Raw genomic sequence first — 25,206 nt, 5'->3', positions numbered from 1 at the left:
GGTTCTGGGTGCGGAACACGTATGTAGGAGCAGGCCCGGGTCGGCCGAGCGGTGTCACCGCTCAAAGACACCTGAGCCGCGCACGATGTGTGCGCAACCGGGGCGAAGTCGGTGAAGTGGTCATGCGCACTCCCCTTTTGTCGAAGGCGGTGTACCCAGTGGGCCGGCATCGGGCTTCCCCGGACACGCCGAATGCCATGAATGCTCCGGGGTGTCGTGTGGTGTGGCCACGCCCTTAAGCCGTGGCTTAAAGGACTGTGGCAGCGCCGTGCGGCGCTATCGGTTCCCGTCCAGCAGTTCACGGCCCAGCGCGGCGGTCATGTGCGGTACGGAACCAGGTCTGCGCTCACCGGTAGTCGACGGCCTCGAAAAGTCGCCAGTTCCCAGTGCTCAACAAAGAGCACTCGCGCAGCTACTCGAAGACGCCTGTGAGCCTTCCGGTTGCGGAGGCTTTGGCCCGCCTCAACGGCGAGTTCACCGGACAGTTCCGAACGGGCTTCACGCGGCGCTACGCGTGGGGGCTGTGGGGTGCGCTCGCACCGCTGCTCCCCGGACATTACGTGCTGGAGATCAAAGCGGACACGGGTGACGGGTTCTGGGTGGACACCACCTACCACCTGACAGCCACCGATGCCTGACGCGCGGCTGTGGTGTCTTGACCAGGCGCTGCGTGGGGTGCTGCGGGGCTGCCGAGCCCTGGGCGGAGGCTAGGCGGCCGGGCCGCAGGTTCACCCCCTGCTGCACGACACAGCTGGTGCCTCCTTCCGACCGACAACGAGCGGACCTGCCGACCCGGGGAGATGAGGAAAGCCCCTGTTATTGTGCGCCGATGTCAACGATCAAACAGTTCCAAGTGACCTTCGACTGCGCGGAACCTGCGCGCCTCGCAGCCTTCTGGTGCGAGGTGCTGGGGTACGTCGTACCGACGGTCCCGGAGGGCTTTGCCACGTGGGGGGAGTACCACCGCTCGCTGCCGCCCGAGGACGAGATCTACTTCGCGTGTACTGATCCCTCGGGTGTGGCCCCGCGCCTGCTCTTCCAGCGAGTTCCCGAAGGCAAGGTCGTCAAGAACCGGGTGCATCTCTGTGTGCGGGCCGGCGCCGGGCTCGTAGGTGACGAGCGCCTGGCCACACTCGAGGCCGAATGCGCGCGGCTGATGGCGCTCGGCGCGAAACGCGTACTGACGCAGCGCGCCGATGGTGTCAACGAGTCGTGCATCACGATGCAGGACATCGAGGGCAACGAGTTCTGCCTCGACTGATTCTCCTCCGAGACTGCGAGTTGGGGAGCCGTCGCCCATGGACCTCTCAGGTCCCGCATGCGGCGGGAGTCGACCCACAAGAGCGAGGTTGTGTAGGCGTGCGACGCCGTGCGTCGCGTGGCGCACACCGTCCCCTCTCAGGCGGCAGTCGCGCAGGATCTTCCAGGTCTTCATCCGGACGAAGGCGTGCTCGTCGACTCGAGCTCGGACCCGTTTGTGGTCGTGGTTGTGTTCGGCCTACCAGTGGTCACTTCGCCGCCCCGCGGCCGGCGGTGCGCGATGACGAGGCCGGTTCCGGGGTAGCCGCCGTCGGCGATCGTGGTTGTCCGGCCGATGGCGGCCCCGGCGCCGGATTCCTCCCATGCCCTGCTCAGGCAGGCTCCGGCGTCAGCGGGTCGGTGACCAAGGTGAGGCGGCGGGCCGCATCGTAGCCGTAGGTGGTAACGGGGCCGCCCGCGTCGGTGCGTGAGGGGACGTAGCCGAGCTTGTCGTGGCCATAAGCGGTGACCGCGCCGCCGGGGGCGGTGACCTCGGTGAGCTGGTCCAGCTTGTCGTAGCCGTAGGCGGTGGCGCGCTTGTCCCAGGTGTCCGTAAGAGCGCGGTCCCCAGCGACGCTCTAATGCTGGCCTCAGGTTGATCGGGGACAATGAGCGGCAAAAACATGGATTGAAGGGGGCGGGCAGGCGTGCGGATCATGATCGCGGATGATGAAGCGGCCATCCGTGAGTCGCTGGAGCGGGTGCTCCAGGTGGAGGGTTACGACACCAGCACCGTCGCCAACGGACTCGCCGTTCTTGACGGGGTCGGTGGGGCCGAGGGCGACACGCTGGATCTGCTGATCCTCGACGTGATGATGCCCCGCCTCGGCGGGTTGGAGACCTGTCGGCGGTTGCGGGCCGCGGGTCGGGATCTGCCGGTGCTGATGCTGACCGCCCGTGACCAGGTGTCCGACCGGGTCACGGGGCTGGACGCGGGCGCCGACGACTACCTGCCCAAGCCGTTCGCGACCGAGGAGTTGCTGGCCCGGGTGCGGGCCCTGCTGCGCCGGCGCACGCCGGCCGACGGGGAGTCGCAGATCCTGTCGTTCGCCGACGTCCGGCTCGACCCCGACAGGTTCGAGGCGTGGCGGGGCGGGCGGCCGCTGCGCCTGACCCGGACCGAGTTCTCCCTCCTGCAGGTCCTCATGAGCAACGCGACCCGGGTCTTGACCCGCGACGTGCTGTTCGAGGCGATCTGGGGCTTCGACATGAGCGCCACCGCCAACAACCTCCAGGTATACGTGAGTTACTTGCGCCGCAAGATGGAGGCCGAGGGTGAGCCGCGATTGATCTACACGCTGCGCGGCCTGGGTTACGTGCTGCGGGAGACTCCTCCGTGAGCGGGCCCGCCGGCCGGGAACCGCGCCGCCTGACCCGATGGTGGCGCCGGCGGTCCCTGCGGAGCAGGCTGACGGTGATCGCGGCGACGGCCATCGCGGTCAGCGTGTTCGTGGCCTTCCAGGTGGCCAGCGAGCTCCTGGGCTGGGAGCTGCGGGACACCGCCGAGAGTCAACTGCGCGCCGACTCCCGCGTCCTGGCGACGAACGCGGAGCGCGCCGGTCTGGCGCGGGTCCAGCTACCGCCGTATCCCGGCTCCGGTCGTCTGGTGCGGGTCATCCTGCCCGACGGCTCGACCCGGACGCCGGCCGGCCAACCCGCGCTGCCCCCCGTCAGCGAGCACGCCGGGCGCGTGGCGCAGGGCGCGTCGGCCGACCTGATGGAGTCCGACGACGGCGACGAGGACGGCTACCTCATCTACACGCTGCGGGCAGGCGACGGCGCGGTCCAGGTGGCCCAGGTCGCCGACGACAGCCCGATCAACCAGTTCGGGTTCGGCATGCTGCTGATCGGGCTGCTCTGCGTGGCCGGCGGCACCCTTGTCGGGCGGACCGTGGCACGGGCCGGGCTGGCACCGATCGACCGGCTGACCGCCGCCGCGGTACGTGTCGCGCACACCCGGGATCTCGACGCCGACATCCCGGATGAGGGCGGTGGGGAGATCCGGCGGCTGATCCAGTCGATCAACGACATGCTCGCCGCACTCCGGGACTCCCGGCGGGCCCAGCGGCTGCTCGCCGAGGACGCCGCCCACGAGCTCAAGACCCCGCTCACCAGCCTGCGCCTCAACGCTGAGCTGCTGATCCGGCTCGACCGGCGCGGCACCCTGGACAGCGCACTGCCGGCGGAGAGCCGGACCCGGCTTCTCAACGATCTCGGCGCCCAGGTGGCCGAGTTGAGCACCCTTGTCGCCGAGCTGACCGACCTGGCGCGCGGTGACGTCAGCGACGAGAGCACCGAGGTGCTCGACCTCGCCGACGTGGTGGTGGCCGCCGCGACCCGGGCGCGTTCCCGCGTGCCCGACGTGGAGGTCGCGCTCGACGTGACCTCTGTCTGGGTGAGCGGGCGTCCCGCTGCGCTCGAGCGGGCGGTGCTCAACCTCATCGACAACGCCGGCAAGTGGTCCCCCGGGGACCAGCCGGTCCAGGTCCGGCTCCGTGCCGAAGACACCTCGGCGGTGCTCGAGGTCGACGACGCCGGGCCGGGCATCGACGCCGCCGATGTACCGCGGGTGTTCGACCGGTTCTACCGTGCCGACAGCGCCCGGGCGTTTCCGGGATCCGGTCTGGGGCTGTCGATCGTGCAGCGGGTCGTCGACGCCCACGGCGGCCGGGCCACCGTCGCCCGCTCCGCACGCGGTGGCGCGCTGCTCCGGGTCGACCTTCCGGCCGCGGCCCCGCCCGCCCCGATCGCGCGGCTCACCGCCGGGGATGACACCGCGGCGTACTGACCCGCCCCGACGGCGCGGCGCAGGACCAAAGGGCGGCGACCGTCGGGCCCTTGAAAGAAAATCCGGGACGGGGCCTGGGGCCCTGTCCCGGATCTCGTCCGTGCCGCCGCGCTCACCGTTGCAGCGCGGGCTCCTCGTCGTCGGCGAGCGGCTGACCGTCCGCCAGCTCCGCCGCTGGACGGGACAGCCGGCTCGGCCACCAGATCCGGCGGTCGATCAGCAAGGTGAGGGCGGGCACCAGAACCGACCGCACCAGCAAAGCGTCGAGCAGCACTCCGAAGGCGACCAGGAACCCGACCTCGATCAACATCACCAGCGGAAGCGTGGCGAGTACCGCGAACGTGGCCGCCAGGACCATGCCTGCCGAGGTGATGACGCCACCGGTGGCCGAGAGAGCTTTGAGCATGCCCTCCCTGGTGCCGAGACGCACGGTCTCCTCCCGGGCCCGGCTGGCCAGGAAGATGTTGTAGTCCACGCCCAGCGCCACCAGGAACAGGAAAGCCAACAGCGGCACCGAATAGTCGATCCCCTTGAACCCGAGGATCGTGTCGAAGACGAACACGCTGCCGCCGAAGGCCGCGGCGAATGAGACGATCACGGTGGCCATCAGGACCAGCGGGGCCAGGATCGCGCGCAGCAGCAGCCCGAGGACGATCAGGACGACGGCCAGCACCAGTGGGATCACCAGCTTCTCGTCGCGCTTGGTGGTCACCTCGGTGTCGAGGTTCTCCGCACTTGGCCCGCCGACGATCGCCTCCGCCCCGCGCACCGCGTGCACGGCGGTGCGCACCCGCTTGATCGTGTCGTACTCGGCGACGGTGTCCGGCGCGTCCTTCGGGAACACGGAGATGTTGACCCAGCCCCCGCTGGTCTGCTCCGGGATGGCCCGGGCCACCCCGCGAGTGTCCTTGACGATGTCGAGCACCCGCTCCTGGTGCGCCGGCCGCGTGAAGATCGTCATCGGCTGGCCGCCGAGCTCCGGGAAGTGCTGGCGGAGAACGGTGAAGCCGGTGACCGACTCCGGCGCGGACAGGAACTGGTCCTGCTCCCGCAGAGCGCCGGTGTTGCCCGCCAGCCCGAGGGCGAGCACGCCGAGGACGCCGAGCGAGCCGAGCGTCGCCAACCACCGACGGCGGCTGATTGCGGTACCGAGCCGTCCCCACAGCCCCGGCCTCTCCCCCACGGCTGTGCTGAACCGCGGGACGGCCGGCCAGAAGATCCGCCTGCCGAGCACCACGAGCACCGCCGGGAACAGCGTCAGCATGGCCACCAGCGCGCACAGGATGCCGGCCGCACCGATCGGTCCCAACCCGCTGGTGCTGTTCAGGTCCGCGACGAGGAGGCAGAGCAGGCCTGCGGCCACGGTGGCCGCGGACGCGACGATGGCCGGCGCCGCGCCGCGTAGCGCGTGGACCATCGCGACCCGGACGTTCTCATGGTGGTGCAGCGCCTCCCGATATCGAGCGATGAGCAACAGCGCGTAGTCCGTGCCGACGCCGAATACCAGGATCGTCAGCAGCGCCGAGTTCTGGTCGTTGACCACGATGCCGAAGCCCTTGACAAGCAGGTAGACGGTCCCCATCGCGGTCAGTGCGGCCGCGCCCACGGCCACCAGCGGGATGATCCACAACACCGGGCTGCGGTAGGTGATGATGAGCAGGAGCGTGACGACGACGATGGTGGTGAGGAGGACCTGCACGTCGATGCCGTCGAAGACGGCATCCATGTCGCCGTCGATAGCGCCCGGGCCGGTCACGTCGAGTTCCAGGCCGGAGGGGCGGTCCTTCGCGGCGTCACGCAATGGGCCGACGATGTCCTCCGGTGCGCCGTAGGCCGTGCTCACCTCGAGGGTGAACATCATCGCCTTGCGATCGCTGGAGGGCCTCAGCGGTGCGCCCTCGTCATCCTCGCCGGCCGCCGCCGTCGCCTTCGGCGGGTACCGCTTGGCAAGGGTGTTGTACTGGCGCTTGACCGTCGCGCGGTCATCGTCGGTCATGCCGCCGGCACGGTGGTACACGAAGACGAACGTGTTGCTGTCACCACCGGGGAGACGGTCGTCCAGCGCAGCCACCTTGGTGGACTCGGCACCGGCCGGCAGGGTGTCCACGGCGCTGTCGGTGGTGACCGAGCTCAACTTTCCGCTCAGCGGCACCATGGCCGCCGCCAGCACCAGCCACAAGCCAATCACCAACCACGGCACCCACCGGCCCGCCAACCGACCGGCCGGTGCTTCCCCGGACGGCGCTGCGTTGACTGCCATCACTAGCCTCCTACGTAAGAGTTGCATCGCTTGTCTGGATGCCGACTTCCTACGGAGCGAACCTGAGACGACTGTTAATGCGCTGCTCAGACCGGTTGGCGGAACCATGCGCCCAGCGCACGCACCAGCGTGGTGGCGTCGAGGTCCTGCCCGGTGGGCAAAGCCCGGGCGACACAGTCGTCGTGCCGAATGAGCAACGCGTCGACGTCCACCCGGTCCGTGCGGGCGGTGACGGTGTTGACCCGTCCGGTCCACGCGGCCGAGGCGTCGCGGGCCTCCGCACGGTCGACGAGGTCGAGCAGGAGCCCGCGCCCCTCACGCAGCAGGTCCACCGACCGGGTCACCGCGATGACGACGTCCGGGTCGGCCTCTCCAGCGTCAACTTCGTGTCCGGGCACAGGGAGCCGACAGCTCGCCTGGCAGCAGCCACCGATCACCTACTCGGCCCGCTACGGCGCATCCCTGCCCGACGCCCTCGTTCAGCGTGCCGCTGAGCGTGGGATGGCGACGCTGGCGCTGACCGACGGGGACACCGTCGCGGGCACTGTCCGCTTCGCCAAAGCCGCCACGGCCGCCGGAACCCGCCCGACCTTCGGCGTCAACGTGGCCGTTGCCCCACTCACCGCACCGAGTCCTGCTGTCAGCCGTTAACGGACGCCGACGCGCGGCGATGCGCACTTCGACCTCGATGTGGAATCCGAGCGGCGCCTTCAGGTGTATGACGCGGTCATCGCCCGGTTCGGGCGGGAGCGGACTGCGGTCACCGGGATGCCGGAGACCTACCGGGCCCGGCACGCCCTGCGCGATACCGGCCTCGCTCTCGGCATCCCGCCGCAGGTGGTCGGGGACTTCGCCAAGAGCTTCCCGCATATCTGGGCCCGGGACATCCGCGGCGCCCTCGCCGAACTGCCAGAGCTGCGGGAACTCGCCGGTCGCGGCAGAACGTTGTCGCAGACATCTCGCTGTTCCGACCGGGTCCGGTCAGGACGGAATGCCGGCTCTCTTCATCGCGCCGGCACCCGCGTGACGGCGGGTACCCGGCGTCGTTGGACGATGCGCCCCCGGAGTCGGGCCCTGGGAGGTTGTGACTGATCCCTGGCCCGCGGTCCCGGGGGGTTAGCTTTCTTGCGCATCGCCTTGCGGTGCGCACCAATGCGAGCTTGATCCGATCCGCCCCGCCCCCTCCGCGGGGATCCTTCACGGCATATCGGAGCGGCCTTGTTGTTCGTCGGTGATGTAGTACTGGCGCAACCGGGCCCGTTCGGTCTCTCCGCGTTCAGTGCCGCGCATCCGCTCGTCGACGCCCGTCGACGCCTCGCGGTCTCTGGGGCGTTCGGAACCAGCGGCGACGGTGCCCTCCTCCTCCTGCTCCTTGCCGCTGCGGGCGATGCCCGAGGCGGTGGTGTCGTCGTAGCCGCTCTGCGGGGTGGCGGTGTCGGGGTGCTCTTCGCCGCTGCGCGCGATGCCCGAGGCGGTGGTGTCCTCGTAGCGGCTCTCCGGCGCGCCGACAGGAGAGGTGTCGGGAGAAGTCGTGGCGCCGGCGTGAGCCCAGCCACCTTCATCTGGCTGATTGGCTTGCTGCCAGGCCGCGTCCCAGGCGAGGCCGTAGTACTCGTACAGCTGGTGCTCCTCCTGTACGGACAGGTGGCCGCCTGCGTCGACGTCGACGTTGGGCGCGTCTTTGACCTTGTCTTTGGAGTAGGGCACTTCCAGGTGGTCCTCAACCACGGCGGCGTCCTGGATGGGCACGAAAGACTCGCTGGTGCCGAACAGGCCCGTTTTGACGCTCACCCACTCGGGACGACCGGTGACATCGTCGAGGAAGACGTGCTTGGCGTCGCCGATCTTGTTGCCCTCCGCGTCGTGGACCGGATGATCCAGCACTGTAGAGATCTGCTCTCGCGTGATCATTCCCGGACCTCCTCCCGCTTCCCTGCGTGATCGCGCTTTTCTTCCATTAGCCTCATCGTCCGGCTAACCATAAAATGCAGCAAAAAACACAAATCTAAGCTTTTGTCATGGAAGGCACGGCGGGTGAGGAGGATCGCTCTGAGGCGCGCGCCAACATGCGTCACCAGCACGTGAGGGGCGACGGACAGCAGGAGCGGACCCGCTTCCCCGGAGAGGAGAAACAGGCCCGCTCATACGCCCGGCGGGCGACTCAGCACTGGCGCAGGCCCGGGGCCGGGTCGACGGACGTGTGCACGTCCGAGGCCGGCACGTTGCCCCACTGTCCGTTGTCGAGCTGCGTCCAGTACCAGACGTTGTTGCCGCCGCCGTGCGAGTCACCCGGACCCCAACAGGCGAACCAGCTGAAGGACGAGTTCAGCGGACCGCGCACCGCCGAGCTGAACGAGCGGTGCGCGTACCCCTTGGCGCCGACGCGGTTGCCACACCACAGCTTGCCGTCCGCGCGCACTCCGCACTCCGCGGCGGCCACACGGGCGGGCTTCGCCGACGCCGGCGCGGCAGCGGTGACCAGACCCGTCGCCAGAGCGGCGGTGGCCAGGGCGACGGAGAGCTGCTGGCGAATGATCATGAGGGCTCCTCGGTAACGATCTCGAGCTGACGGAGCTTCGAGACTGACGTGCGCCGTGCCCGACTGTCGACAACCGCCGCGTTGCCCACCTCGACAGGAAACGGTCAACCACCGAGGAAACCCCTGGCTGCCCAGGTCGGCCTCACCTCGTGCGCGTCCTGTGCCGCCCTGCCCGGGCCGACGTCGTACTCGCCATGATGCGGCGTGACTGCCTCGGCGAGGCGCAGCGGGCAGCCGCGGCCGACTGCGCTGGGCATCGGTGGGTATGGATGGCGGTGGTGAGGAAGGCTCGAGTGCCCGGCAGGGCCGCTTCTCCGTGGCCGCTGTGGGGCGACCCGTTCCCTGCCGCCCCCGGACCAGGCCCAGCGGACGGCGCGTCCGCCCGTCCGCGCAGTAGCCGTCCCCGAGGTGCCCCCAGCCCGTGCCGCCATCACGTAGCGTCTACTGCCGGGACGTTTGCGGTACGGGGTGGGCGAGGGAGGGCTGTGAAGATGCGCGGTGTTCGGCAGGCTGCTGCGGCCGCGGCGGTGGTGCTGCTGGGGTTCGCGGTGGCATGCGGGAAGTCGGATTCGGGGGCCGGGGCCGCGACGACCGCGCCACCGGCGCACGCCCGCTTCGAGGAGGAGGTCACGCTCGATGACGGCAGCCGGGTGGGCCTGTCCTACGCGGCCGGGCGCGGACTCGTGGAGCAGCACCGTAGGCCGGGAGCACGGGCGTGGAGCGCGCCGCACCTCGTGCACCGGACCACGTCCGATCCGTGCGGGAGCATGACGGTGACGCCGTTCGGCACCACAGTCGCGGTCATCGCGAACTGGGGGCCCTACTGCGCGGACGGCGAGCCTCCCACGGAGTCGGTGGCAGCCGTCGGTACCGATGGCCCGTCCCGGTGGGACACGAAGGTCACCGAGGACTTCGACGGGTGGGAGAAGGTGTCGGTGGTACGCGGCTCTCAGGGCCTGCGTTTCGAGAGGATGTCCTCGGAATGGACAACGCTGCTGCGCTGGAACCGTGACGAGGGCTTCGCGGAAGTGGACGAGACACGGCGCTGAGTCGAGCGGGGTGCTCGGGCCCGAAACCTGCCCCCTGTGTCCCCTTCATCGCTGGGCCAGGGTCAAGCGTGAACTGCGTCCAGTACGTACCCGAGCCAACCACGGCACCGACGCTGATCGCCAGAACAACATGGTCACCGTTTATCGTGCCTCGGCTCATCCGTTGAGCCGAAGCACGATAAGCGTCACCACCAGCATCCGCTGAACTGCGGCTTCGGTCGTGCCAGAGCGGGCGGGTGGCGCTGGTGAGCAGGTCACGCCCCTGGCTCCCGCTCACGGTGGTTGTCACCGGTACGGCGCGCTACGTGTCACCAGCAGACCTCGGTGTGATCAACGTGGCGAACGCGCAGCCGCGGCACGCCGGTGCCCTCCGTTGCCGCGTCGATCGTGCGGTCCTACCTGGTGCTACCGGGTGCTGTACCTGGTGGTGACCATGATTGCGTTGCCGGTGGTGGGCTGGCCAGGGGCCGTGACCGTCACAGAGCCCCGGCGTCCCGGGCCGTCCAGACGCTAGGGTAGATCGGCCGGAAGCCGAGTTCCCGGCGGATCCGCTGGTTGGACGTGATCCCGTACCACGGGTCGGGGTCTGTGAGCTCCTGGAGCCCGGCGGGCACCTCGACGCCGTTGAGCTGGTAGAGCTCGACCGTCGTGACGGGGGCGTCATCGGCGATGTTGTAGATCCGGCCGGCGATGCCCGGCGCGTACAGCAGCCGCATCAGGCCCTGGGCGACGTCCGCGTGGTGGGCCATCTGCAGGCGCTGGTGCGGCGCCCAACGGTCGGCCCAGTGCAGGACGTCGGCGAGGTGCGGGTCACCCTCGCCGTAGACGAAGGGGAGCCGTCCGATGCGTACGTCCAGGCCCTTGAGCGCGAGCAGTTCGCGCTCGGCCTCGGCCTTGGACTCGGGGTAGGCGCCCCACATCTGGCCTCCCGGCCGGCTCTCGTCCTCCTCGGTCAGCGGGCGGCCCCGTCCCACGCCGTACACGTTGTTCGTGCTGACCTGCACGAACCGCTCCACGCCCGAGGCCTGGGCGGCGCGGCCCAGGGCCACCGCCGCGTCCCGGTTGACGGCCCATGCCTCCTCGTCCGGCACCCCGCGGAAGGAGGCGGCGACGTTCACGACGGCGTCCACGCCGGCGAGCGCCTTGCCGAGGGTCTCCTCCTCGCGCATGTCTCCTACGGCGACCTGGGCGCCCAGCTCCGCGAAGCGCTCGCCGCGGGCGGCGTCCCGTACCAGGACGCGCACCTGCTCGCCCAGCTGCAGCTGGGCCAGCAGCCTCGGCACGAAGCGGCGTCCGACCTGTCCCGTCGTACCGGTCACCAAAGTCAGCATGATGTGCTCCTCACGCATTGTGTCGCCTGTCGTCGATGACCAGCCTCGGCGGATGCGGGTACGAGGGGGAGAGACCTCTGGATCAGGGGATCGGGAGTCCCTGGATAAGTCGGCCGGCCTCACGCACCCTGGAGAAGTGAACCGAGCCGAACTCGCCGACTTCCTGCGCCGCGCTCGCGCCCGCCTGACCCCCTCCGACGTGGGCCTCACGGCCAGCGCCCGCCGCCGTACGCCGGGGCTGCGCCGCGAGGAGGTGGCCCAGCTGACCGGCATGTCCGTGGACTACTACACACGGCTGGAGCAATCCCGGGGCCCGCGCCCGTCTCGCCAGATGCTCACCGCGCTGGCCCGCGCCCTGCGCCTGACGGAGGACGAACGCGACCATCTCTTCCACCTCACGGACGAGCAGCCTCCGCGCCGAGAGGAGACCAGCACGCATGTGCGCCCGGGTCTGCTCCTGGTGCTGGACCGGCTGCACGACACCCCGGCCATGGTCGTGACCGACTGCGGCGAGGTCCTGGCCCAGAACGCGCTGTCGCGGGCGCTGAGCGGAGACGTCCTGGCCCGACCGCCCCGAGGACGCAACATGATCCGCCGCTTCTTCCTGGACCCGGCGGCCCAGGAGCTGTTCCCGCCCGAGGACCGCCCCGAGCGCGCCCGCGAGCAGGTGGCCGGCCTGCGAGCGGTGGCCTCGGCTCGCCCCACGGACTCCGAACCCGCCGCCCTCGTCGCCGAACTACGCGCCACGAGCGAGGAGTTCGCACGCCTCTGGGACGAACACGAGGTCGCCGTACGCCGCGCCTCCACGAAACGCTTCCGGCACCCTGCGATCGGCATCCTCGAACTCGAATGCGAGATCCTCGTCAACTCCGACCACAACCAGCAGCTCGTCATCCACACGGCCCGCCCGGGCACGGAGTCCTACGAGCGCTTGCAACTGCTGCGGGTGGTGGGCTTGCAGGACCTGACACCGACGGGCTCGTGACCACGAGCGTGCGCGAGCGCCGCCTTGGAAATTCCCTTCTCTGCATCATTCGGCGATGACTTGGCGCATCTCTGGGCACTGGCCCCCGCGTTGCCGGCGTCGAACAGGCGCTGCGCATGCTCCGACAAAGGTTGCACCGTAAGCCTGCGGAAGCGTCCGTCGTCGGTCGTGCCGGCTGGTGCGGTGTAGCCGAACCGGGCCCGCTATGCCACGGTGATCCCGGTCGTCGAGCACACGTCACACGCGAGTGAAACCCGCCCTAGCCGACGTGCGCGCTGCCGGTGCGGTCACCGACCCTGCATCGGACTGCACCGTGCGCGAGCAACCCTCGGCTACGGGGGCCTCGGCGATGTGCGGCGCAACGACTCGGACCTTCCCGCCCTCGCTGACGAGCTCGTCCCACGACCTGGCACAGGCAACAGTCACCGGACCGGCCGGTGCCGTCATGCCGCGTTGGCAGGCATGGTGGAACTGAACGGCGTAGCGACACGCGCATGTACTAGCAGCCCGGCTGGCATGACGGCAGGCAGTCCACAGGCGAGACCCGCGTCGTGGCAGCGCGAGCAGCCCTTGTCAAGCTCCGTGCAGCGGCCGTAGGTCCGCACCAACTGCAGCGCCGGCAAGCCGACGCGAACTCGATGGCAGCGACGAAACCAGACGCAGAAACTCGGCAGAAGACGCAGTCGGCTCCAAGACCGGTACGGCGTCCGGAAGCGGCACGAAGGCCCCGACCGGAGCCGGAACCGAAGCAGGCAGCGGGGCCGACTCACACTCCGCGTCGGTAGGCAGAGCCGGCACAGCGCGCAACGTGACGGGGGCCCGCAGCGCGGACGCGGTACGCCGGGAGGAAGGGGTATGCAGGCTGGGCGGGGTAGGCGCAGTGCCCGGCGCGGAGGCCGCGAACGGGATGGAGGGGGTGTGGGGGGTGGGCTGGGAGTGTCCTTGGGCGATGGCGTCATGCAGGGCGTTGGCGAACCGGGTGATGTCGCCGGGGGTGATGTCGTGGCTGACACTGGCACGAACGGCTGTGGTGATACCACGCCGGGGCAGATACAGCGGGCTCTCATCGGCGACGATCTTGTCCACCAGAATGCCGCGGTCCGCGAGACGGCGGCGCAGCACGGCAGCGGGTACCTGGGCGTGGCGGAAGGTGACGATGCCACTCTGCCGGCCACCAGCGGCGATCAGTTCGCTACCGGCACTGCTGCAGACGGCCACGCGCAGCAAAGACGTCAACCGGCCGATCTGAGCGCCGGTGCCGACGTCGGCACCGGTGTCACAGCCGGCGGTGCCCAGGTCGGTGCTGGGGTTCGTACCGTCGCTAACGCCATTGCTGTTACCAGGGTCGCTGTCGGTGCTGAGGCCAGGGCCAGCGGCGGAGTTTGCGCCGGTGGTGGGGTGGTGGGTGAGGGCGGTGTTGAGGGCGGCGAGGGCCGGGGCGGGCGCGGGCAGGGGAGGCAGGCCGCCGTGCGGGGCCAGGACCTCGTGCAGGCGTGGTGCGGTGTAGGCGAAGCCCGCGCTGTGGGGGCCGCGCAGGAAACGCCAGCCGTCCCCGGTGAGCAGGTCACAGCCGAAGGCGGCCACGTCCAGGGGTAGTTGTCCAACCGCGTGGGAGGCGTCGACCGCGTAGAGGCAGCGGTGCCCGGCCAGCAAGGCCCCGACCTCGTGGACGGGTTGGACGGTGCCGCAGACCGCCGACACATACGGCAGGCACACCAGAGCGACGTCCTCATCGAGGTGGCGGGCCATCCACGCCACATCAACCTCCCCGTCCGCGTCCTGCGCGATGACCTCGATCCGGCAGCGGGTACGCGCCCGCAGCGCAACCAGTGCAGACAGCTGCGCGGGCGAAGCGTACGGGCTCACCCACACACGCTCCCCAGGATTCAGGGGCAGGCGGGACATCACCGCCGTGAACGCCTGATCGCCCCCGCCACACACCACCACATCCCCAGCCGGCGCACCCAGCATGACGCCCAGCCGGCGCGGCAACTCCCCGTACAGGACGTCCGCGAGACGCTCCTGCACCACCAGCGGGCCCTCCCGGTCCTCCACCCGCGTCCAGCGAGCCATCACCTCCGCCACCACAGGAGACAGGGCGCCGGCGCCGGCGGTGTTCAGATCCACCCGCAGCTGATCGAGCTGTATCGCCTTCACTGTGGGCCTCCCCCGTCAACAACACATATGAGGCAATGTGTTGCCTCCTTCTTGGCAATACATTGCCTGGAAAGAATGGGAGTTGGCAACACGGGCTCCGGCCACACTCAAGGCAAACCGACAAAACGCCACCCCACCGGTGCCGGCTGAGGTGTTCCCGGGTTTCTTCTTGAGGGATTGCCGAGCGTTGCCAAAGACTTCCCCGACGCGCCGACACAACACATAACCGCAGGCCAGAACCGCTTCGAGAGGGCCTGTGAGGCGGTTTCGGTCTGGGCATGGAGTGGTTCTGGCGGGCATGTCGAGTCAAATGCGATCCATTCCCCACCCATTCACGAGAATGCGTTGCCAATCTTCTTGGCAGAAGGTTGCCAAGCCCCGAACACGAAATTGACACACCCAAGGGAGAACCCGCCATGAACCGCATCGTCCGCATCGCCGCCACCATCACCACCCTCACCGCCGCCGCCCTCACCATCACCACCGCCACCCACGCCGCGGACACCGGCCGCCCGGCCCACACCGTCCAGGCCGGCAACATCGGCTGGCCGTCCGCTCCCACCGCCATCCAGACAGGGGACATCGGCTGGCCCACCGCCCCCACCGCGATCCAGGCCGGGGACATCGGCTGGCCCACCTCCCCCACCGCGATCCAGGCCGGGGACATCGGCTGGCCCACCTCCCCCACCGCGATCCAGGCCGGGGACATCGGCTGGCCCACCGCCCCCACCACCGTTCCCGCAGGCGACATCGGCTGGCCCAAGGTCGCCTCCGTCTAAACACCCCCAGGCTCGACCCCCACCTCGTGACGCCCCCGCCGGCCACCACGCCGCAGCGGGGGCTTCGACGTTCCACGAGATGGACCGGGAGATCGGGCTGTCACGGCTTACGCGGCAGCCGCGGCCGGACTCCCGGAGAGGCCGCGCATATAGCACTAGGCGGATCGAGTAAGAGACCCGCGACCCCCGGTGTCGCCCCGGAGATGGCGGCTGTTTTCCTCCAGTGCTTCAGATACAGAGCGTGGTCCTGCTGGTCAAGTTCCCGCGCTCGCGGGTGCTGCTTGCGCCCTGACCTCATCGTCGGTGGCCAGTGCGATCGCCCCGGAGGGCCATACAGGGCGAGACGTGGGCACCTCGGAACCGGCCCCTTCGACAGCACCACAGCCGCCGACGTCGCCAACGCTCTCGACTACGCCGAACCCGAGGCGCGCGAATCTTCTGGTTCGAGGCTTCCTCCTCCGGAGTCAGCTCCGCACGGTAGGTGTCGTAGGCGATGTGCAGGCCGAAGGCGTTCAAGTGGTTCTGCCGGCCGCTGTGGTCCCCGTACGGGATGCGATCGAGGGGGCAGTCGTCCCCCACCGAAACCTTAGGCGTTGCCCGCTCGACCCCACCCTGCTGTGAACCAGAGGGTGCCACGATGAGTACGAGCGACCACAGTTCCTTTGCCCCGCGATGAGCGGGAACCCCTTTCACTGCGTACTCCTCAACGCCCCGCGTCTCGGGGGTGGGAACATTGGCGGGTTATCGAACAAGGGGAGAACCGGTGCGGCGTTCGCGGAACATGGTCGGAACACTATTCGTGGTCGGTGCTCTCATCATGACGCTCGCCGCCTTGGTCTACCCGGCCGTGCTGGGGCTGGACACGACGACGACCTCGAACGACCGGATCATCGCCAACACGCAATGGGGGCCGTTGACGGAGGGCGAGCGGGACTTCGTGGTCAAGGTGCGCGCTGCCGGCCTGTGGGAGCACCCGCTCGGCCTGATCGGGCTGCAGAAGGGGCAGAGCAAGGCCGTGAAGGTCGCGAGTCAGCACCTCGTCGACGGGCACGCGGCCCTGGACGCCAGTTGCCGCAAGATCGCACCAATGCTGAACATCACGCTGCCCAATGTGGCGAGCCCTCAGCAGGTGGGGTTCGTCACCAAACTCCAGGGAGAGTCAGGGAGGCAGTTCGACGTCGATTTCGCCAACATCCTCCGGATGACGCATGGCTCGATCTTCAACACAATCGCCAAGGTCCGCTCGACCACGAAGAACACGCTGATTCGCGCCCTGGCCGATCAGGCAAACAACACGGTGCTCGACCACATCACCGTGATGGAGAAGACCGGTCTCATCGACTTCGACACCACAGTCTTCAACCAGACGACCCCGCCGAAACTGCCCAAGACCGACATGACACCGCCGGCCCCGGTGCCCGGTCAGCCCCAGGTCGTACTCAGCCCGCCGCCCAGCCCTACCTCCACGCCCCTGGATCTGGGCTCCGTCGTCAATGGTGGTCAGCCGACCATTGGGTAGGAGCGCACCTGGCTCTCCCCACCGCCGCCGACGTGGCTCTGCCCCGCCGTGTAAGTCCGAGTCTTACACGGTGTTGGATTGTCGGGCTGTCCATGGGGAAGGTGCAGCTGGCTCGTTCCGGGACGTGTTGTGGGAGATTGCGGAGCCACTCATCCCACAGTCGAAAGTGCGGCCGTAGGGCGGCGAACCGCAGGACAAGCCTCACGAGACGCTGTGACAGCTGTGCCGTGCGCCGCGCCCTCGCTGTGACAACCACCCTTCAACTACCCGGCTTACGAAAGGTACGTCCGGCTCACCGCAGGGGACACCGGCTTATGAGCAGGCGTCGTCCACCTGGGCCAGGAACTCTGCGCGGCTCATGGCTTTTCCGTCGCACCACCACTGCCCAGGGGCCAGGCTCTCGATGTCCGCCTGGGTAAACCTGGTGAGGGCCTTGTAGCGCACCGTCTGGTTCGCCCCGACGATGAACCTCACCGAGTAGTCCCCCTCCGATGCCAGCTTCGTGACGGAATCGGCCTTGCCCTGCCAGCCCGTCGGGAGCTTGAAGAGGCTGAACTCCTGCTCACCGGTGACCGAACCGATCGGGTGGATCGACCAGCCGTCCTGGGCAGCACGGTCCGCTGTGTCCCCCTTCTCGTCACTCCTGAGGAACACGACCTCTTGGATGGCGTCGCCGTCCGAGCAGGGCCGCAGCAGAGCTCGTACGTCTCCGTCCGTGCCCTTGCCGATAGCAACCAACGGGCGCTCGGCCGGACTGCAGCCGGCCGCGAGCAGCGCGAGGGCCACGACCGCACCGCCACGGGACAGTGTGCGAGCCCTTTTGATGTGGCTGATCACGGAACCCTCACCTCACTCCTGGATGATCATGCCGGACCAGCGTCCTGCACAAGTAGTTGATCGTTTATAGGTGTGGGACTTCTACTGCTGGTGCGTCAGTTCCACGTCGCGGCGCAAAAATTCAGCCGCTGCTGCCCTCCGATGACGAGCGTGCGGAGTTGGAGCGGTCGACGCGACGGGCGACACCGGCTCAGGCCGGCTCTCCTGGCGCGAATCGTGCCGGCTTGTGCGGATCCGCAAGAACCTCCGGGTTCTGGAGCACCTCTCCACGGCCGTCGAGGGACGATCAGAGTCGCGCCGCGAACCCACAACGAGATTCTCCGTGCGCCCGCTGCTCAGACGGTCTCTCCCTGAGATCGAAGAGATCGAAGACATTGGCGGCGAGGGCCAGCTGCCGCTGGCATTCGACGGTGACGAGGGACACGCTGGTAAAGCCGGGTCCGGTTCACGTCGCTGGTGATCCAACGACTCCAGCCGCGGGCCTCTCACCGTTTCTGGGCGGCCTGCCGGGCCTGCGGCGGTGTTTCCCGGTCCTGACCGATGGTGCAGGGCAACCATTCAGCCGACCCAGGAGTCACCCGCGTGACACAGTGCCAAACCGAAGTGAAGAGGGTCGACGTGCGTAGAAGACTTCTGGCAGCCACCGCTGTGGCAGTGCTCGCGACAGGCGGCCTGGTCCTGCCCCTCGCGACTCCCGCCTCCGCCGTCGGCGCCACAGCCGACGACTTCAACGGCGATGGCTACAAGGACCTGGTGGTGGCCACTCCCAAGGCCAAGGTGAGCGGACAGACACAGGCAGGGCAGCTGACCGTCCTGTACGGCTCGGCCTCCGGCGTCTCGACCAGCCGTTCCGCACTGATCAGCCAGAACACCCCAGCAGTTCCGGGCACGGCCGAGGCATACGAAAAGTTCGGCACGTCCTACGCCACGGGCGACCTTGACGGCGACGGCTACACCGACCTGGCCGTCGGCGTGCCGTTGGAGAGGGCCTCGGCCGCTCCCGACCTCGGCATCGTCCAGATCCTGTGGGGTGGCCCCCGAGGGCTCGTCAATGGTGCGCTGACCGTGTACGCGGCGTCGGACTCGTCCGCCCGCTACCTGTACGGCTCCGGCCTCGCGGTCGGCGACTTCGACGGCGACGGCCACGACCAGCTCGCCGTCACCGGCCACTCCGGAGTCTCGGTGTTCGGGGACGGATTCACGCGGACCACGGCTCCGGCCCAGACCGACCTGTCGACGGGCCCTTCCGAGGTGACCAGGGGGACGGGATCGATCGCGGCGGGCGACTTCGACGGCGACGGCGCCGACGATCTGGCCGTTTCGGGGGACGACGACTACGAGGACGACGAGCACGGGGAAACGGGCGTGTGGTTCGGCTACTACGCGGGCGGCGCCGACGGTATGACGTTCACCGACAATCCCGCGAGCGTGCCGCTCGCCGCCGCGCACGCACGGGCGGCGGGCGACTTCGACAAGGACGGGTTCGACGACTTGGTCACCTACGGGCAGGGGGCCTCGGGAGCAGGCACCATCGCCGTCCACTACGGCGGCGCCGGCGGCATCCCGGGCAGCACGCGCAGTCGGCTGATCGACCAGGACACCGCGGGGGTCCCGGGCGTGAACGAGGCGGGCGACGGCTTCGGCGGTCCCATCTCCGTCGGCGACGTCAACGGCGACGGCTACGCGGATGCGGCAGTGGGCGCGCCCACCGAGACCGTCGGTACCCTCAAGTACGCCGGAGCGTTCTGGCTGCTCAAGGGTTCGGCCTCCGGACTGACCGGCACCGGTGCCCAGTCCTTCACACAGAACACCGCGGGTGTGCCCGGCACCGCCGAGTTCGCGGACCAGATGGGATCGGGCCTCAGGCTTCAGGACCTGAACGGCGACGGCCGCGCGGACCTCACCGCCGCCGCACGCGGCGAGGACGTCTTCGACGACGACGTCCACTACTCCGACGGTGCCGACTGGATCCTGCGCGGCAGCGCCTCGGGGCTCACGACGTCCGGCGCGGTGTCGTTCAGCGAGAAGACGTTCGGCCTGACCTACCGCAACAAGTCCTTCGGATCGGTGCTCGGAGACTGACCGGACGGCGGTCGGACCGCCCCCACTGGTCGACCTGCACCGCCCTTGGGTTTTGCACGGAGCAACAGCGTCCGCCTGCACCGGTGTTGCGGTCACCGGGCGGGGCGGTTCTCCTGCGCGAGCCGTGCATACATGGCGTGATGTGGAGTGCGTGATCATCGACAGCGACCACTGGGGGCCGCGTTATCCCCGGTCTTCGGGAACAGATGCTGCGCTTTGGGCTGGGCGGCACGGGTGGTGCTGGACGCGAGGGCAATGCGGCGTCGGCCAGTTCGATGTGCGCTTTCGAAATCCAGTGGGGTGTGGGCGCCAAGTGCCACGCTTTGAGGCGTCGCGGGACGTCGTCTTCGAGGACGCTCCTGCCGTCCGGTCATTCCACGTCGGAGATGAGCCGGCTTCGGCGAGGACACGGTCAGCGGCAGAGGTCGGGAATCGGTCGAGCATCGCGCGCACTTCGGTGGCGTCGATGTTTGCGCCGAGCAATTCGGTGCCTGGTTGCATGCGGACGCATTCCGCCAGTGGTCCGGCCACAACCGGGTCAAAGCCGAGTGCGTGGACGAGGGCTGCGATCGTGGCGAGGTCCTCCTCGCCATCCCCGGCGATGGCGATCGACTTGCGTCCGTGGGTGCCTGCCGGGCGGGCACCTTGGAAGCACGTGAAGGCGCCGTCGAGGTGACGGTGCGAAACAACAGCACGATCCTGCCGCCGGATCGGCCAGCACGGACTGGCGATCGTGATGGCCGTCTCCACGGTCCTCCGAGCGGCGCTGCGCCGGGTACTGCACGTCACCGAGACCGACATGGGCAACGTCCAGCTCGCCGAACACGGGATGCTGCGCCTGGAGAAACACACCGGCCTGAACCTGTACTTCACCGACTTCTTCGCCTTCGTCCAGGATTCGACCACCTTGTGCGCGCAAGCCGCCGAGCAGCGTCAGCAGATCACCGTGAAGGACGTCGAATCGGCCGACCTCTTCGACGAGGGCTCCCGCCACGCCATCCTTCAGGCCGGCAGCCGCGCCGCCCACAGCCTCCCCCTCACCAGCCGCGGGCACCTGCTCGGCAGGATCTCCTCCCACCACGAACAGCCCCTTGCCGGCCTCAGTCCCACCCAGCTCACCACCTTGGAAAACACCGGCGCCGCCGTGGGCCGGTGGCTCCACTGGCACAGCCACACCATGGTCCTCGACGCCCTCGAACACCTCCACACCGCCGCCACCCAAAGCCGCTGAATTACGAGCGCAGGCGAGCCGGTGACGGCTCTGCGCATGAAACGTGTACTGGACGCGCTGGCCAGGAAGCCACTTGTAATGACACTGTGTGCGAGCGGGTGCAGGCTCTGGTCGAAACAGAGACGGTCCCCCGTCAACGGGGCTCGCTTAGGAAGGCAGGCGAGAGCCCTCAACTCCCTGTGAGGTGGAGGGCTGTGTGTCCGCTCGACCGTGCCCAGTGCCTGGCCCCGCAGATACATCCGTCGCCGGCCGTGCGGCCGTTGCGGTGGTAGGGCGGCTTGCCCTTGCGGGGAGGGGTAGGCGGTCGATGCTCTGGCGGACGTAGTCGAGGTCGCCGATGGGTCCGGCCGCCGTCCCCGACCGGCTCCCCGCTCAGCTTCACGGCGGCGTCGGGGCAGCCGCGGCGGCAGGCCACCGGCCTTCAACCGCGAGACCTACCAACAGCGCAACACCGTCGAGCGGTGCATCAACCGCCTCAAGCAGTGGCCCGGCATCGCCATACGCTATGAGGAGACCGCCACTGTCTACCTGGCCGGACTCCACATCGCGGGCATCTTCTCCAGCCCGCCCCGATGATCCAAACGAAACCGCCTAGAGCGTGTCTCTGTGATCGGATGGTCAGTCGATTGGATGTGTCTGTCCGATTAGTGATCACTGATGCGATGTGGGACCGGATCGAGCCGCTGATGCCAGCCGATCCGGTCCGCGGTCGACGATGGGCCGACCACCGCCGAACCTTGGAAGCCATCGCGTGGAAGTACCGCACCTGCTCGCCCTGGCGGGATCTGCCGGATGAACTCGGCTCGTTTCAGACCGCTCACAAACGCCTGATCAGGTGGGCCGTGGACGGCACCTGGGAACGCATCCTCGCCGCAGTTCTGGCAGCAGCGGACGCTGACGCCGACATCGGCTGGACCGTCTCGGTGGACTCCACCGTCTGCCGGGCTCACCAGCATGCTGCCGGCGCCAGGAAAAAGGGGCACCAGGCCGGGCCGAACCCGACGACCACGCCCTCGGACGCTCCCGCGGCGGCCTGAGCACGAAAGTCCACCTCGCCAGCGATAGCCGTGCACGGCCACTGGCCCTTCGCGTCACCGCAGGCCAGGCGGGCGACGCCCCGGCCTTCGAGACCGTCATGGCCGGCATCCGTGTTTTGCGAAGCGGACCCGGCCGACCCAGAACCCGACCCGATGTCGTCCTGGCTGACCGCGCGTATTCCTCCCGCGCGATCCGCAATCACCTCCGGCGACGCGGAATCCGCGCTGTCATCCCGCAGCCGTCCGACCAGGTCGGCCACCGGCTGCGGCGCGGCCGCGACGGAGGCCGCCCACCAGCCTTCGACGCCGAGGAGTACAAGCAGCGCAACGCCGTCGAACGGTGCATCAACCGCCTCAAGCAATGGCGCGGCCTGGCCATGCGAACGGACAAGCTCGCCATCGCTTACCAGGCCGCACTCCACGTCGCCGCCATCCTCATCTGGACACTCGCTTGACCGCCCAAGCACCTTGCCCGCAAGGATGTCCACATGGACGATCTTGTGGAATTCCTCGTCGCACGCATCATGGACGACAACCACGCTTACGCCTATGTGGCCGGCGTCCTGGGCGGCGAGGCTCTACTCGACAGCCACCTCCCCATGCTCGACCTGATCGAGCAACTGGCGAAGGACTACAAAGCCATGGACCCCTCGGACTCCCGCTCGGTCGGCCTGGCCTACGCACTGCGAGTCCTTGGCCAGTCATACGCCGAACACCCCGCCTACCAGCAGGAATGGCGCCCCTAGCCTTTCAAGGAGACAGTCTCTAGCTGAGACACCTGGGCGCACGTTTCGGGGCAGTAGCTCTCATACTTACTCGGCCGTTTCGGCTTCCCGGCCTCAGCGACTGCCCGGCGGAGGAAGGTGACTGTGGAGGACGTGTCCGTACTTGTCGATCTTGACGTGGGCTTCTTCCTGATGTCCTCTGCGAACGTCCATACCGACAAGTCGGCATCCACGCGGACTTCCTGTGTGGTTCCCTGGTCTACAGCTGTCCCCTCGGGGAGTCCTTGCTCCGCTCGTGCTTCCTCCGCCGGTTCCAGTCCTGTAGGGCCACCTCGGCGACCAGCCGGGTGCGCCACTCTTGCAGACGCTTCATCTCGTAGTCGCCGAGGTTCTCGTCGATGCCGTAGATCGTCCCCCGTTCGGCTTCGATCTCATCCTCCAGGAGGTCCAGGGCCTCCTGGAGGTCGCCGTTCAGCTCCAGCGCCGTGACCAGGGCCGTGCGTATTGACCGTGCCTCGTCCTTCCGCTGCCAGCCGAAGGTCTGGGACTCGGCATACAGGACTCGCAGCAGGCGTACCCCCTCGACCGCTTCGCCGTTCTCGGCGAGGAACCGGGCCAGGCTCGCCCGCCAGCGGTGGGTGTCGGCATGGTCGGGGCCCAGCACCCTGGCGGAGTCGTCCGCTCCCGCCCGCGCCTCCGTGACGGCGCCGTCCAGATCACCGACCCCGCGGCGGCGCCCGAGGACGCGGGCCTGGTGAGCCGGCTGTGACCGGCCCGTCCGAAGGGGACGTGCGCAGGGGTGGGGTGTGCCTCTCCGGTGGCTGGCCGCGTCTCTGCGGTGATGTCACCGTAGAGCTGGACGGGCCTGGGCCGCTTGACCAAAGGAGACGCAGGACTTGTCATTTGGGGACACCGCACAGCGGACACCTCTCGGTGGCGAGCTGCGTGCGGGAGGTGGCGGACATAGCGGAGAGAGAGCCGCAACCGGACGAGTCGGGTCCTGTCCGGAATCACCGTCGCTCTTGATCGGCTCGCACTCCTATCGAACCCCTGCGATCAGCGGATCCACCCGCCACTACGACAGCACCTCATCACCCGGAGCTGTGGAACCCGGCGCCACTGCGAGACGGCACTTGGGCGAGTGCATCCAAGGCCTCCCCGAGACGCACTTCACCGAGGACCCGCGGAAGATCGATGTCCCGGTGCTCCTCACGCACGGCACCGACGACCCGGTCGTGCCCTACGCGGACGCGGGACCCAAGAGCGCCCAGACCCTGCGGAACGCCACTAAAATGCCTACGAGGGATACCCGCACGGGATGCTGTCCGTCCACCCCGACGTCCTCAACCCCGTGATCCTCGGCTTCCTTACGACTTAGCCGCCCCTCCGGGCACGTGCGGGTCCCGTGCGTACGGCGCCCGCAACCATCTGCCGGGCCCCCGACCACCTGAAGATCGAAGGAGCCGTCTGCGTAGGATCCTGGAATGGCCCTGCCCTTCAGCGACGTCGACCAGTTCGAGGCGGCAAGGCCGCGCCTCGAAGCCATCGCCTACCGCATGCTCGGCTCGGCGAGTGAGGCACAGGACGTCGTCCAGGAGACTTATCTGCGATGGCAGGCCGCAGATGCCGCCCGCATCGACGTCCCCCATGCCTGGCTGACCAAGGTGCTCACCAACCTCTGTCTCAACCAGCTGACATCGGCCCGCGCCCGCCGTGAGACCTACGTCGGTGCATGGCTGCCGGAGCCGTTGCTCGAAGGCGACCCGATGCTGGGCCCGGAGGAGACGGCCGAGCAGCGGGAGTCGGTGTCGTACGCCGTGATGGTCCTGCTGGAGCGGCTCTCGCCCAAGGAGCGCGCGGTGTACGTCCTCAGGGAGGCGTTCGCGTACTCCCACCGCGAGATCGCCGAGATCCTCGATCTCAGCGTGGACGTGAGCCAGCAGACCTACCATCGCGCCAAGAAGCACGTGGCGCAGGGCAGGGAGCGAGGGCCTCTCGGCGGAACTCCCGGCGCCGTCCCCGGCGAGGAGGGGGCCGGTATCGACACATCGGCCGCGCGCCGGATCGTGGAGGAGTTCCTCGCCGCCGCGACCAGCGGAAGGATCGAGCCCCTGATCGAACTGCTCACTTCGGACGCCATCGCGGTCGGAGACGGCGGCGGGAAGGTGCCGGCCCGGGCCAGTGCCTGGGAGGGCGCACGCGCGGTGGCGAAGTTCCTGCGCGGGATGTTCAAGCCGGCCAAGGCCAAGCGGGACCTGGTCGGCGGTTCCCCCGACCTGTACGCGATCCGCGCCAACGGCGGTCCCGCGCTCGTCGCCGTGGTCGACGGGCGCGTCTTCGGCATCATGTGCCTGGAGCGGACGCCGGAGGGCATCGTCGCGATCCGCAGCCAGGTCAACCCGGACAAGCTGCACCGCGCGACGCAGCGCTGGGCGGCCGGCGGCTTCGGCTCCCCCGTGCTGGCCGAAGCCCTGTGACCCATGTGGCGCACGTCACACCTTGCTCCTGTCAGGAATCGGCGGGCTGTCCGGTTCAAGGGGCGTGACCGCGCCAGGGGGTGCGGGAACCGCGCAGACAGGAGCCAAGAC

At 68.8% G+C, this 25,206-nt stretch carries 23 protein-coding genes and 4 pseudogenes; 17 read left to right on the top strand and 10 right to left on the bottom strand.

Going from position 1 to position 25,206, the window contains the following annotated elements; all coding sequences use genetic code 11:
• The first annotated feature begins 386 nt into the window (after positions 1-386).
• Together ACFYQQ_RS32780 and ACFYQQ_RS32775 are read left to right on the top strand one after the other, a co-directional pair.
• The gene (locus tag ACFYQQ_RS32780) at positions 387-638 is read left to right on the top strand and encodes a hypothetical protein (protein WP_355789090.1); all 252 of its coding nucleotides are present in this window, start codon (positions 387-389) and stop codon (positions 636-638) included.
• Positions 639-829: 191 nt separating this feature from the next.
• Complete coding sequence (locus ACFYQQ_RS32775; RefSeq protein ID WP_355793645.1) at positions 830-1,261, top strand: VOC family protein; 432 nt, start codon at positions 830-832, stop codon at positions 1,259-1,261.
• A 72-nt stretch (positions 1,262-1,333) separates the two neighbouring features.
• Here the strand turns inward: ACFYQQ_RS32775 and ACFYQQ_RS32770 are convergent.
• Positions 1,334-1,629, bottom strand: a pseudogene (locus ACFYQQ_RS32770) (transposase family protein); the annotation flags it as partial.
• 2 nt (positions 1,630-1,631) lie between these two features.
• Positions 1,632-1,847, bottom strand: a pseudogene (locus ACFYQQ_RS32765) (hypothetical protein); the annotation flags it as partial.
• A gap of 99 nt (positions 1,848-1,946) precedes the next feature.
• Here ACFYQQ_RS32765 and ACFYQQ_RS32760 point away from each other — a divergent pair.
• On the top strand, positions 1,947-2,639 hold the full coding sequence (locus ACFYQQ_RS32760; protein ID WP_356176232.1) for a response regulator transcription factor: 693 nt from the start codon (positions 1,947-1,949) through the stop codon (positions 2,637-2,639).
• The gene (locus ACFYQQ_RS32755; protein WP_356176233.1) at positions 2,636-4,087 is read left to right on the top strand and encodes an ATP-binding protein; all 1,452 of its coding nucleotides are present in this window, start codon (positions 2,636-2,638) and stop codon (positions 4,085-4,087) included. The genes ACFYQQ_RS32760 and ACFYQQ_RS32755 overlap by 4 nt, the downstream gene beginning before the upstream one ends.
• 112 nt (positions 4,088-4,199) lie before the next feature.
• On the opposite strand, the gene ACFYQQ_RS32750 is transcribed toward ACFYQQ_RS32755, so the two are convergent.
• Positions 4,200-6,347, bottom strand: a complete 2,148-nt coding sequence (locus ACFYQQ_RS32750; protein ID WP_355794015.1) for an MMPL family transporter — start codon at positions 6,345-6,347, stop codon at positions 4,200-4,202.
• Positions 6,348-6,433: 86 nt separating this feature from the next.
• Positions 6,434-6,745: a hypothetical protein gene (locus ACFYQQ_RS32745; RefSeq protein ID WP_356243990.1), complete on the bottom strand. Its 312-nt coding sequence runs from the start codon at positions 6,743-6,745 to the stop codon at positions 6,434-6,436.
• Between ACFYQQ_RS32745 and ACFYQQ_RS32740 the strand changes: the two genes are divergently transcribed.
• Positions 6,696-6,998 carry a PHP domain-containing protein gene (locus tag ACFYQQ_RS32740; protein ID WP_356243987.1) on the top strand — a complete coding sequence of 101 codons (303 nt, stop codon included), beginning with the start codon at positions 6,696-6,698 and terminating at the stop codon, positions 6,996-6,998. The genes ACFYQQ_RS32745 and ACFYQQ_RS32740 overlap by 50 nt on opposite strands.
• 30 nt (positions 6,999-7,028) lie before the next feature.
• Positions 7,029-7,439, top strand: a pseudogene (locus ACFYQQ_RS32735) (DNA polymerase III subunit alpha); the annotation flags it as partial.
• Between the two features lie 105 nt (positions 7,440-7,544).
• Here ACFYQQ_RS32735 and ACFYQQ_RS32730 read toward each other — a convergent pair.
• Complete coding sequence (locus tag ACFYQQ_RS32730; protein WP_356243984.1) at positions 7,545-8,258, bottom strand: PRC-barrel domain-containing protein; 714 nt, start codon at positions 8,256-8,258, stop codon at positions 7,545-7,547.
• A 250-nt stretch (positions 8,259-8,508) separates the two neighbouring features.
• Positions 8,509-8,886, bottom strand: coding sequence for a hypothetical protein (locus tag ACFYQQ_RS32725; RefSeq protein ID WP_356176242.1), 378 nt, complete (start codon positions 8,884-8,886; stop codon positions 8,509-8,511).
• Between the two features lie 491 nt (positions 8,887-9,377).
• On the opposite strand from ACFYQQ_RS32725, the gene ACFYQQ_RS32720 reads away from it, so the two are divergent.
• On the top strand, positions 9,378-9,935 hold the full coding sequence (locus ACFYQQ_RS32720; RefSeq protein WP_355792591.1) for a hypothetical protein: 558 nt from the start codon (positions 9,378-9,380) through the stop codon (positions 9,933-9,935).
• A gap of 476 nt (positions 9,936-10,411) precedes the next feature.
• Here the strand turns inward: ACFYQQ_RS32720 and ACFYQQ_RS32715 are convergent, their stop codons facing one another.
• Positions 10,412-11,266, bottom strand: coding sequence for an NAD-dependent epimerase/dehydratase family protein (locus ACFYQQ_RS32715; RefSeq protein ID WP_388906227.1), 855 nt, complete (start codon positions 11,264-11,266; stop codon positions 10,412-10,414).
• A 136-nt stretch (positions 11,267-11,402) separates the two neighbouring features.
• On the opposite strand from ACFYQQ_RS32715, the gene ACFYQQ_RS32710 reads away from it, so the two are divergent.
• A complete protein-coding gene (locus ACFYQQ_RS32710; protein ID WP_356176247.1) occupies positions 11,403-12,251 on the top strand; it encodes a helix-turn-helix transcriptional regulator in 849 nt (282 codons plus the stop codon).
• A gap of 573 nt (positions 12,252-12,824) precedes the next feature.
• On the opposite strand, the gene ACFYQQ_RS32705 is transcribed toward ACFYQQ_RS32710, so the two are convergent.
• Positions 12,825-14,408 carry an aminotransferase class V-fold PLP-dependent enzyme gene (locus ACFYQQ_RS32705; RefSeq protein ID WP_356243979.1) on the bottom strand — a complete coding sequence of 528 codons (1,584 nt, stop codon included), beginning with the start codon at positions 14,406-14,408 and terminating at the stop codon, positions 12,825-12,827.
• A 416-nt stretch (positions 14,409-14,824) separates the two neighbouring features.
• Here ACFYQQ_RS32705 and ACFYQQ_RS32700 point away from each other — a divergent pair, with 416 nt between their 5' ends.
• Positions 14,825-15,187, top strand: a complete 363-nt coding sequence (locus ACFYQQ_RS32700; protein ID WP_356243976.1) for a hypothetical protein — start codon at positions 14,825-14,827, stop codon at positions 15,185-15,187.
• 817 nt (positions 15,188-16,004) lie between these two features.
• A complete protein-coding gene (locus tag ACFYQQ_RS32695; RefSeq protein WP_356175076.1) occupies positions 16,005-16,706 on the top strand; it encodes a DUF4142 domain-containing protein in 702 nt (233 codons plus the stop codon).
• 312 nt (positions 16,707-17,018) lie between these two features.
• On the opposite strand, the gene ACFYQQ_RS32690 is transcribed toward ACFYQQ_RS32695, so the two are convergent.
• The gene (locus ACFYQQ_RS32690) at positions 17,019-17,543 is read right to left on the bottom strand and encodes a hypothetical protein (RefSeq protein WP_355789777.1); all 525 of its coding nucleotides are present in this window, start codon (positions 17,541-17,543) and stop codon (positions 17,019-17,021) included.
• 618 nt (positions 17,544-18,161) lie between these two features.
• On the opposite strand from ACFYQQ_RS32690, the gene ACFYQQ_RS32685 reads away from it, so the two are divergent.
• From ACFYQQ_RS32685 to ACFYQQ_RS32670, 4 genes are all read left to right on the top strand, one after another.
• A complete protein-coding gene (locus tag ACFYQQ_RS32685) occupies positions 18,162-19,625 on the top strand; it encodes an FG-GAP repeat protein (RefSeq protein ID WP_356243972.1) in 1,464 nt (487 codons plus the stop codon).
• A gap of 736 nt (positions 19,626-20,361) precedes the next feature.
• Positions 20,362-20,856: a GAF domain-containing protein gene (locus tag ACFYQQ_RS32680; protein WP_355789772.1), complete on the top strand. Its 495-nt coding sequence runs from the start codon at positions 20,362-20,364 to the stop codon at positions 20,854-20,856.
• 614 nt (positions 20,857-21,470) lie between these two features.
• A protein-coding gene (locus tag ACFYQQ_RS32675) for an IS5 family transposase (protein ID WP_355794764.1) occupies positions 21,471-22,348 on the top strand; the annotation gives its coding sequence in 2 pieces (ribosomal slippage) (positions 21,471-21,831 and positions 21,831-22,348; 879 coding nt in all).
• Positions 22,349-22,381: 33 nt separating this feature from the next.
• A complete protein-coding gene (locus ACFYQQ_RS32670; RefSeq protein WP_355794762.1) occupies positions 22,382-22,639 on the top strand; it encodes a DUF6221 family protein in 258 nt (85 codons plus the stop codon).
• 238 nt (positions 22,640-22,877) lie between these two features.
• On the opposite strand, the gene ACFYQQ_RS32665 is transcribed toward ACFYQQ_RS32670, so the two are convergent.
• A complete protein-coding gene (locus ACFYQQ_RS32665; protein ID WP_356243969.1) occupies positions 22,878-23,282 on the bottom strand; it encodes a hypothetical protein in 405 nt (134 codons plus the stop codon).
• On the opposite strand from ACFYQQ_RS32665, the gene ACFYQQ_RS32660 reads away from it, so the two are divergent.
• From ACFYQQ_RS32660 to ACFYQQ_RS32650, 3 genes and pseudogenes are all read left to right on the top strand, one after another.
• Positions 23,265-23,387, top strand: coding sequence for a hypothetical protein (locus ACFYQQ_RS32660; RefSeq protein WP_388906219.1), 123 nt, complete (start codon positions 23,265-23,267; stop codon positions 23,385-23,387). The genes ACFYQQ_RS32665 and ACFYQQ_RS32660 overlap by 18 nt on opposite strands.
• A gap of 370 nt (positions 23,388-23,757) precedes the next feature.
• A pseudogene (locus tag ACFYQQ_RS32655) lies at positions 23,758-23,996 on the top strand (alpha/beta fold hydrolase); the annotation flags it as partial.
• Positions 23,997-24,102: 106 nt separating this feature from the next.
• Positions 24,103-25,095 carry a sigma-70 family RNA polymerase sigma factor gene (locus tag ACFYQQ_RS32650; protein WP_356175058.1) on the top strand — a complete coding sequence of 331 codons (993 nt, stop codon included), beginning with the start codon at positions 24,103-24,105 and terminating at the stop codon, positions 25,093-25,095.
• Positions 25,096-25,206 lie beyond the last annotated feature (111 nt).

Source organism: Streptomyces sp. NPDC005496, from assembly GCF_042872045.1.
GTDB lineage: Bacteria > Actinomycetota > Actinomycetes > Streptomycetales > Streptomycetaceae > Streptomyces.
Note: the sequence above shows the minus strand (reverse complement) of the source record. Positions and strands in the feature narration are given on the sequence as shown.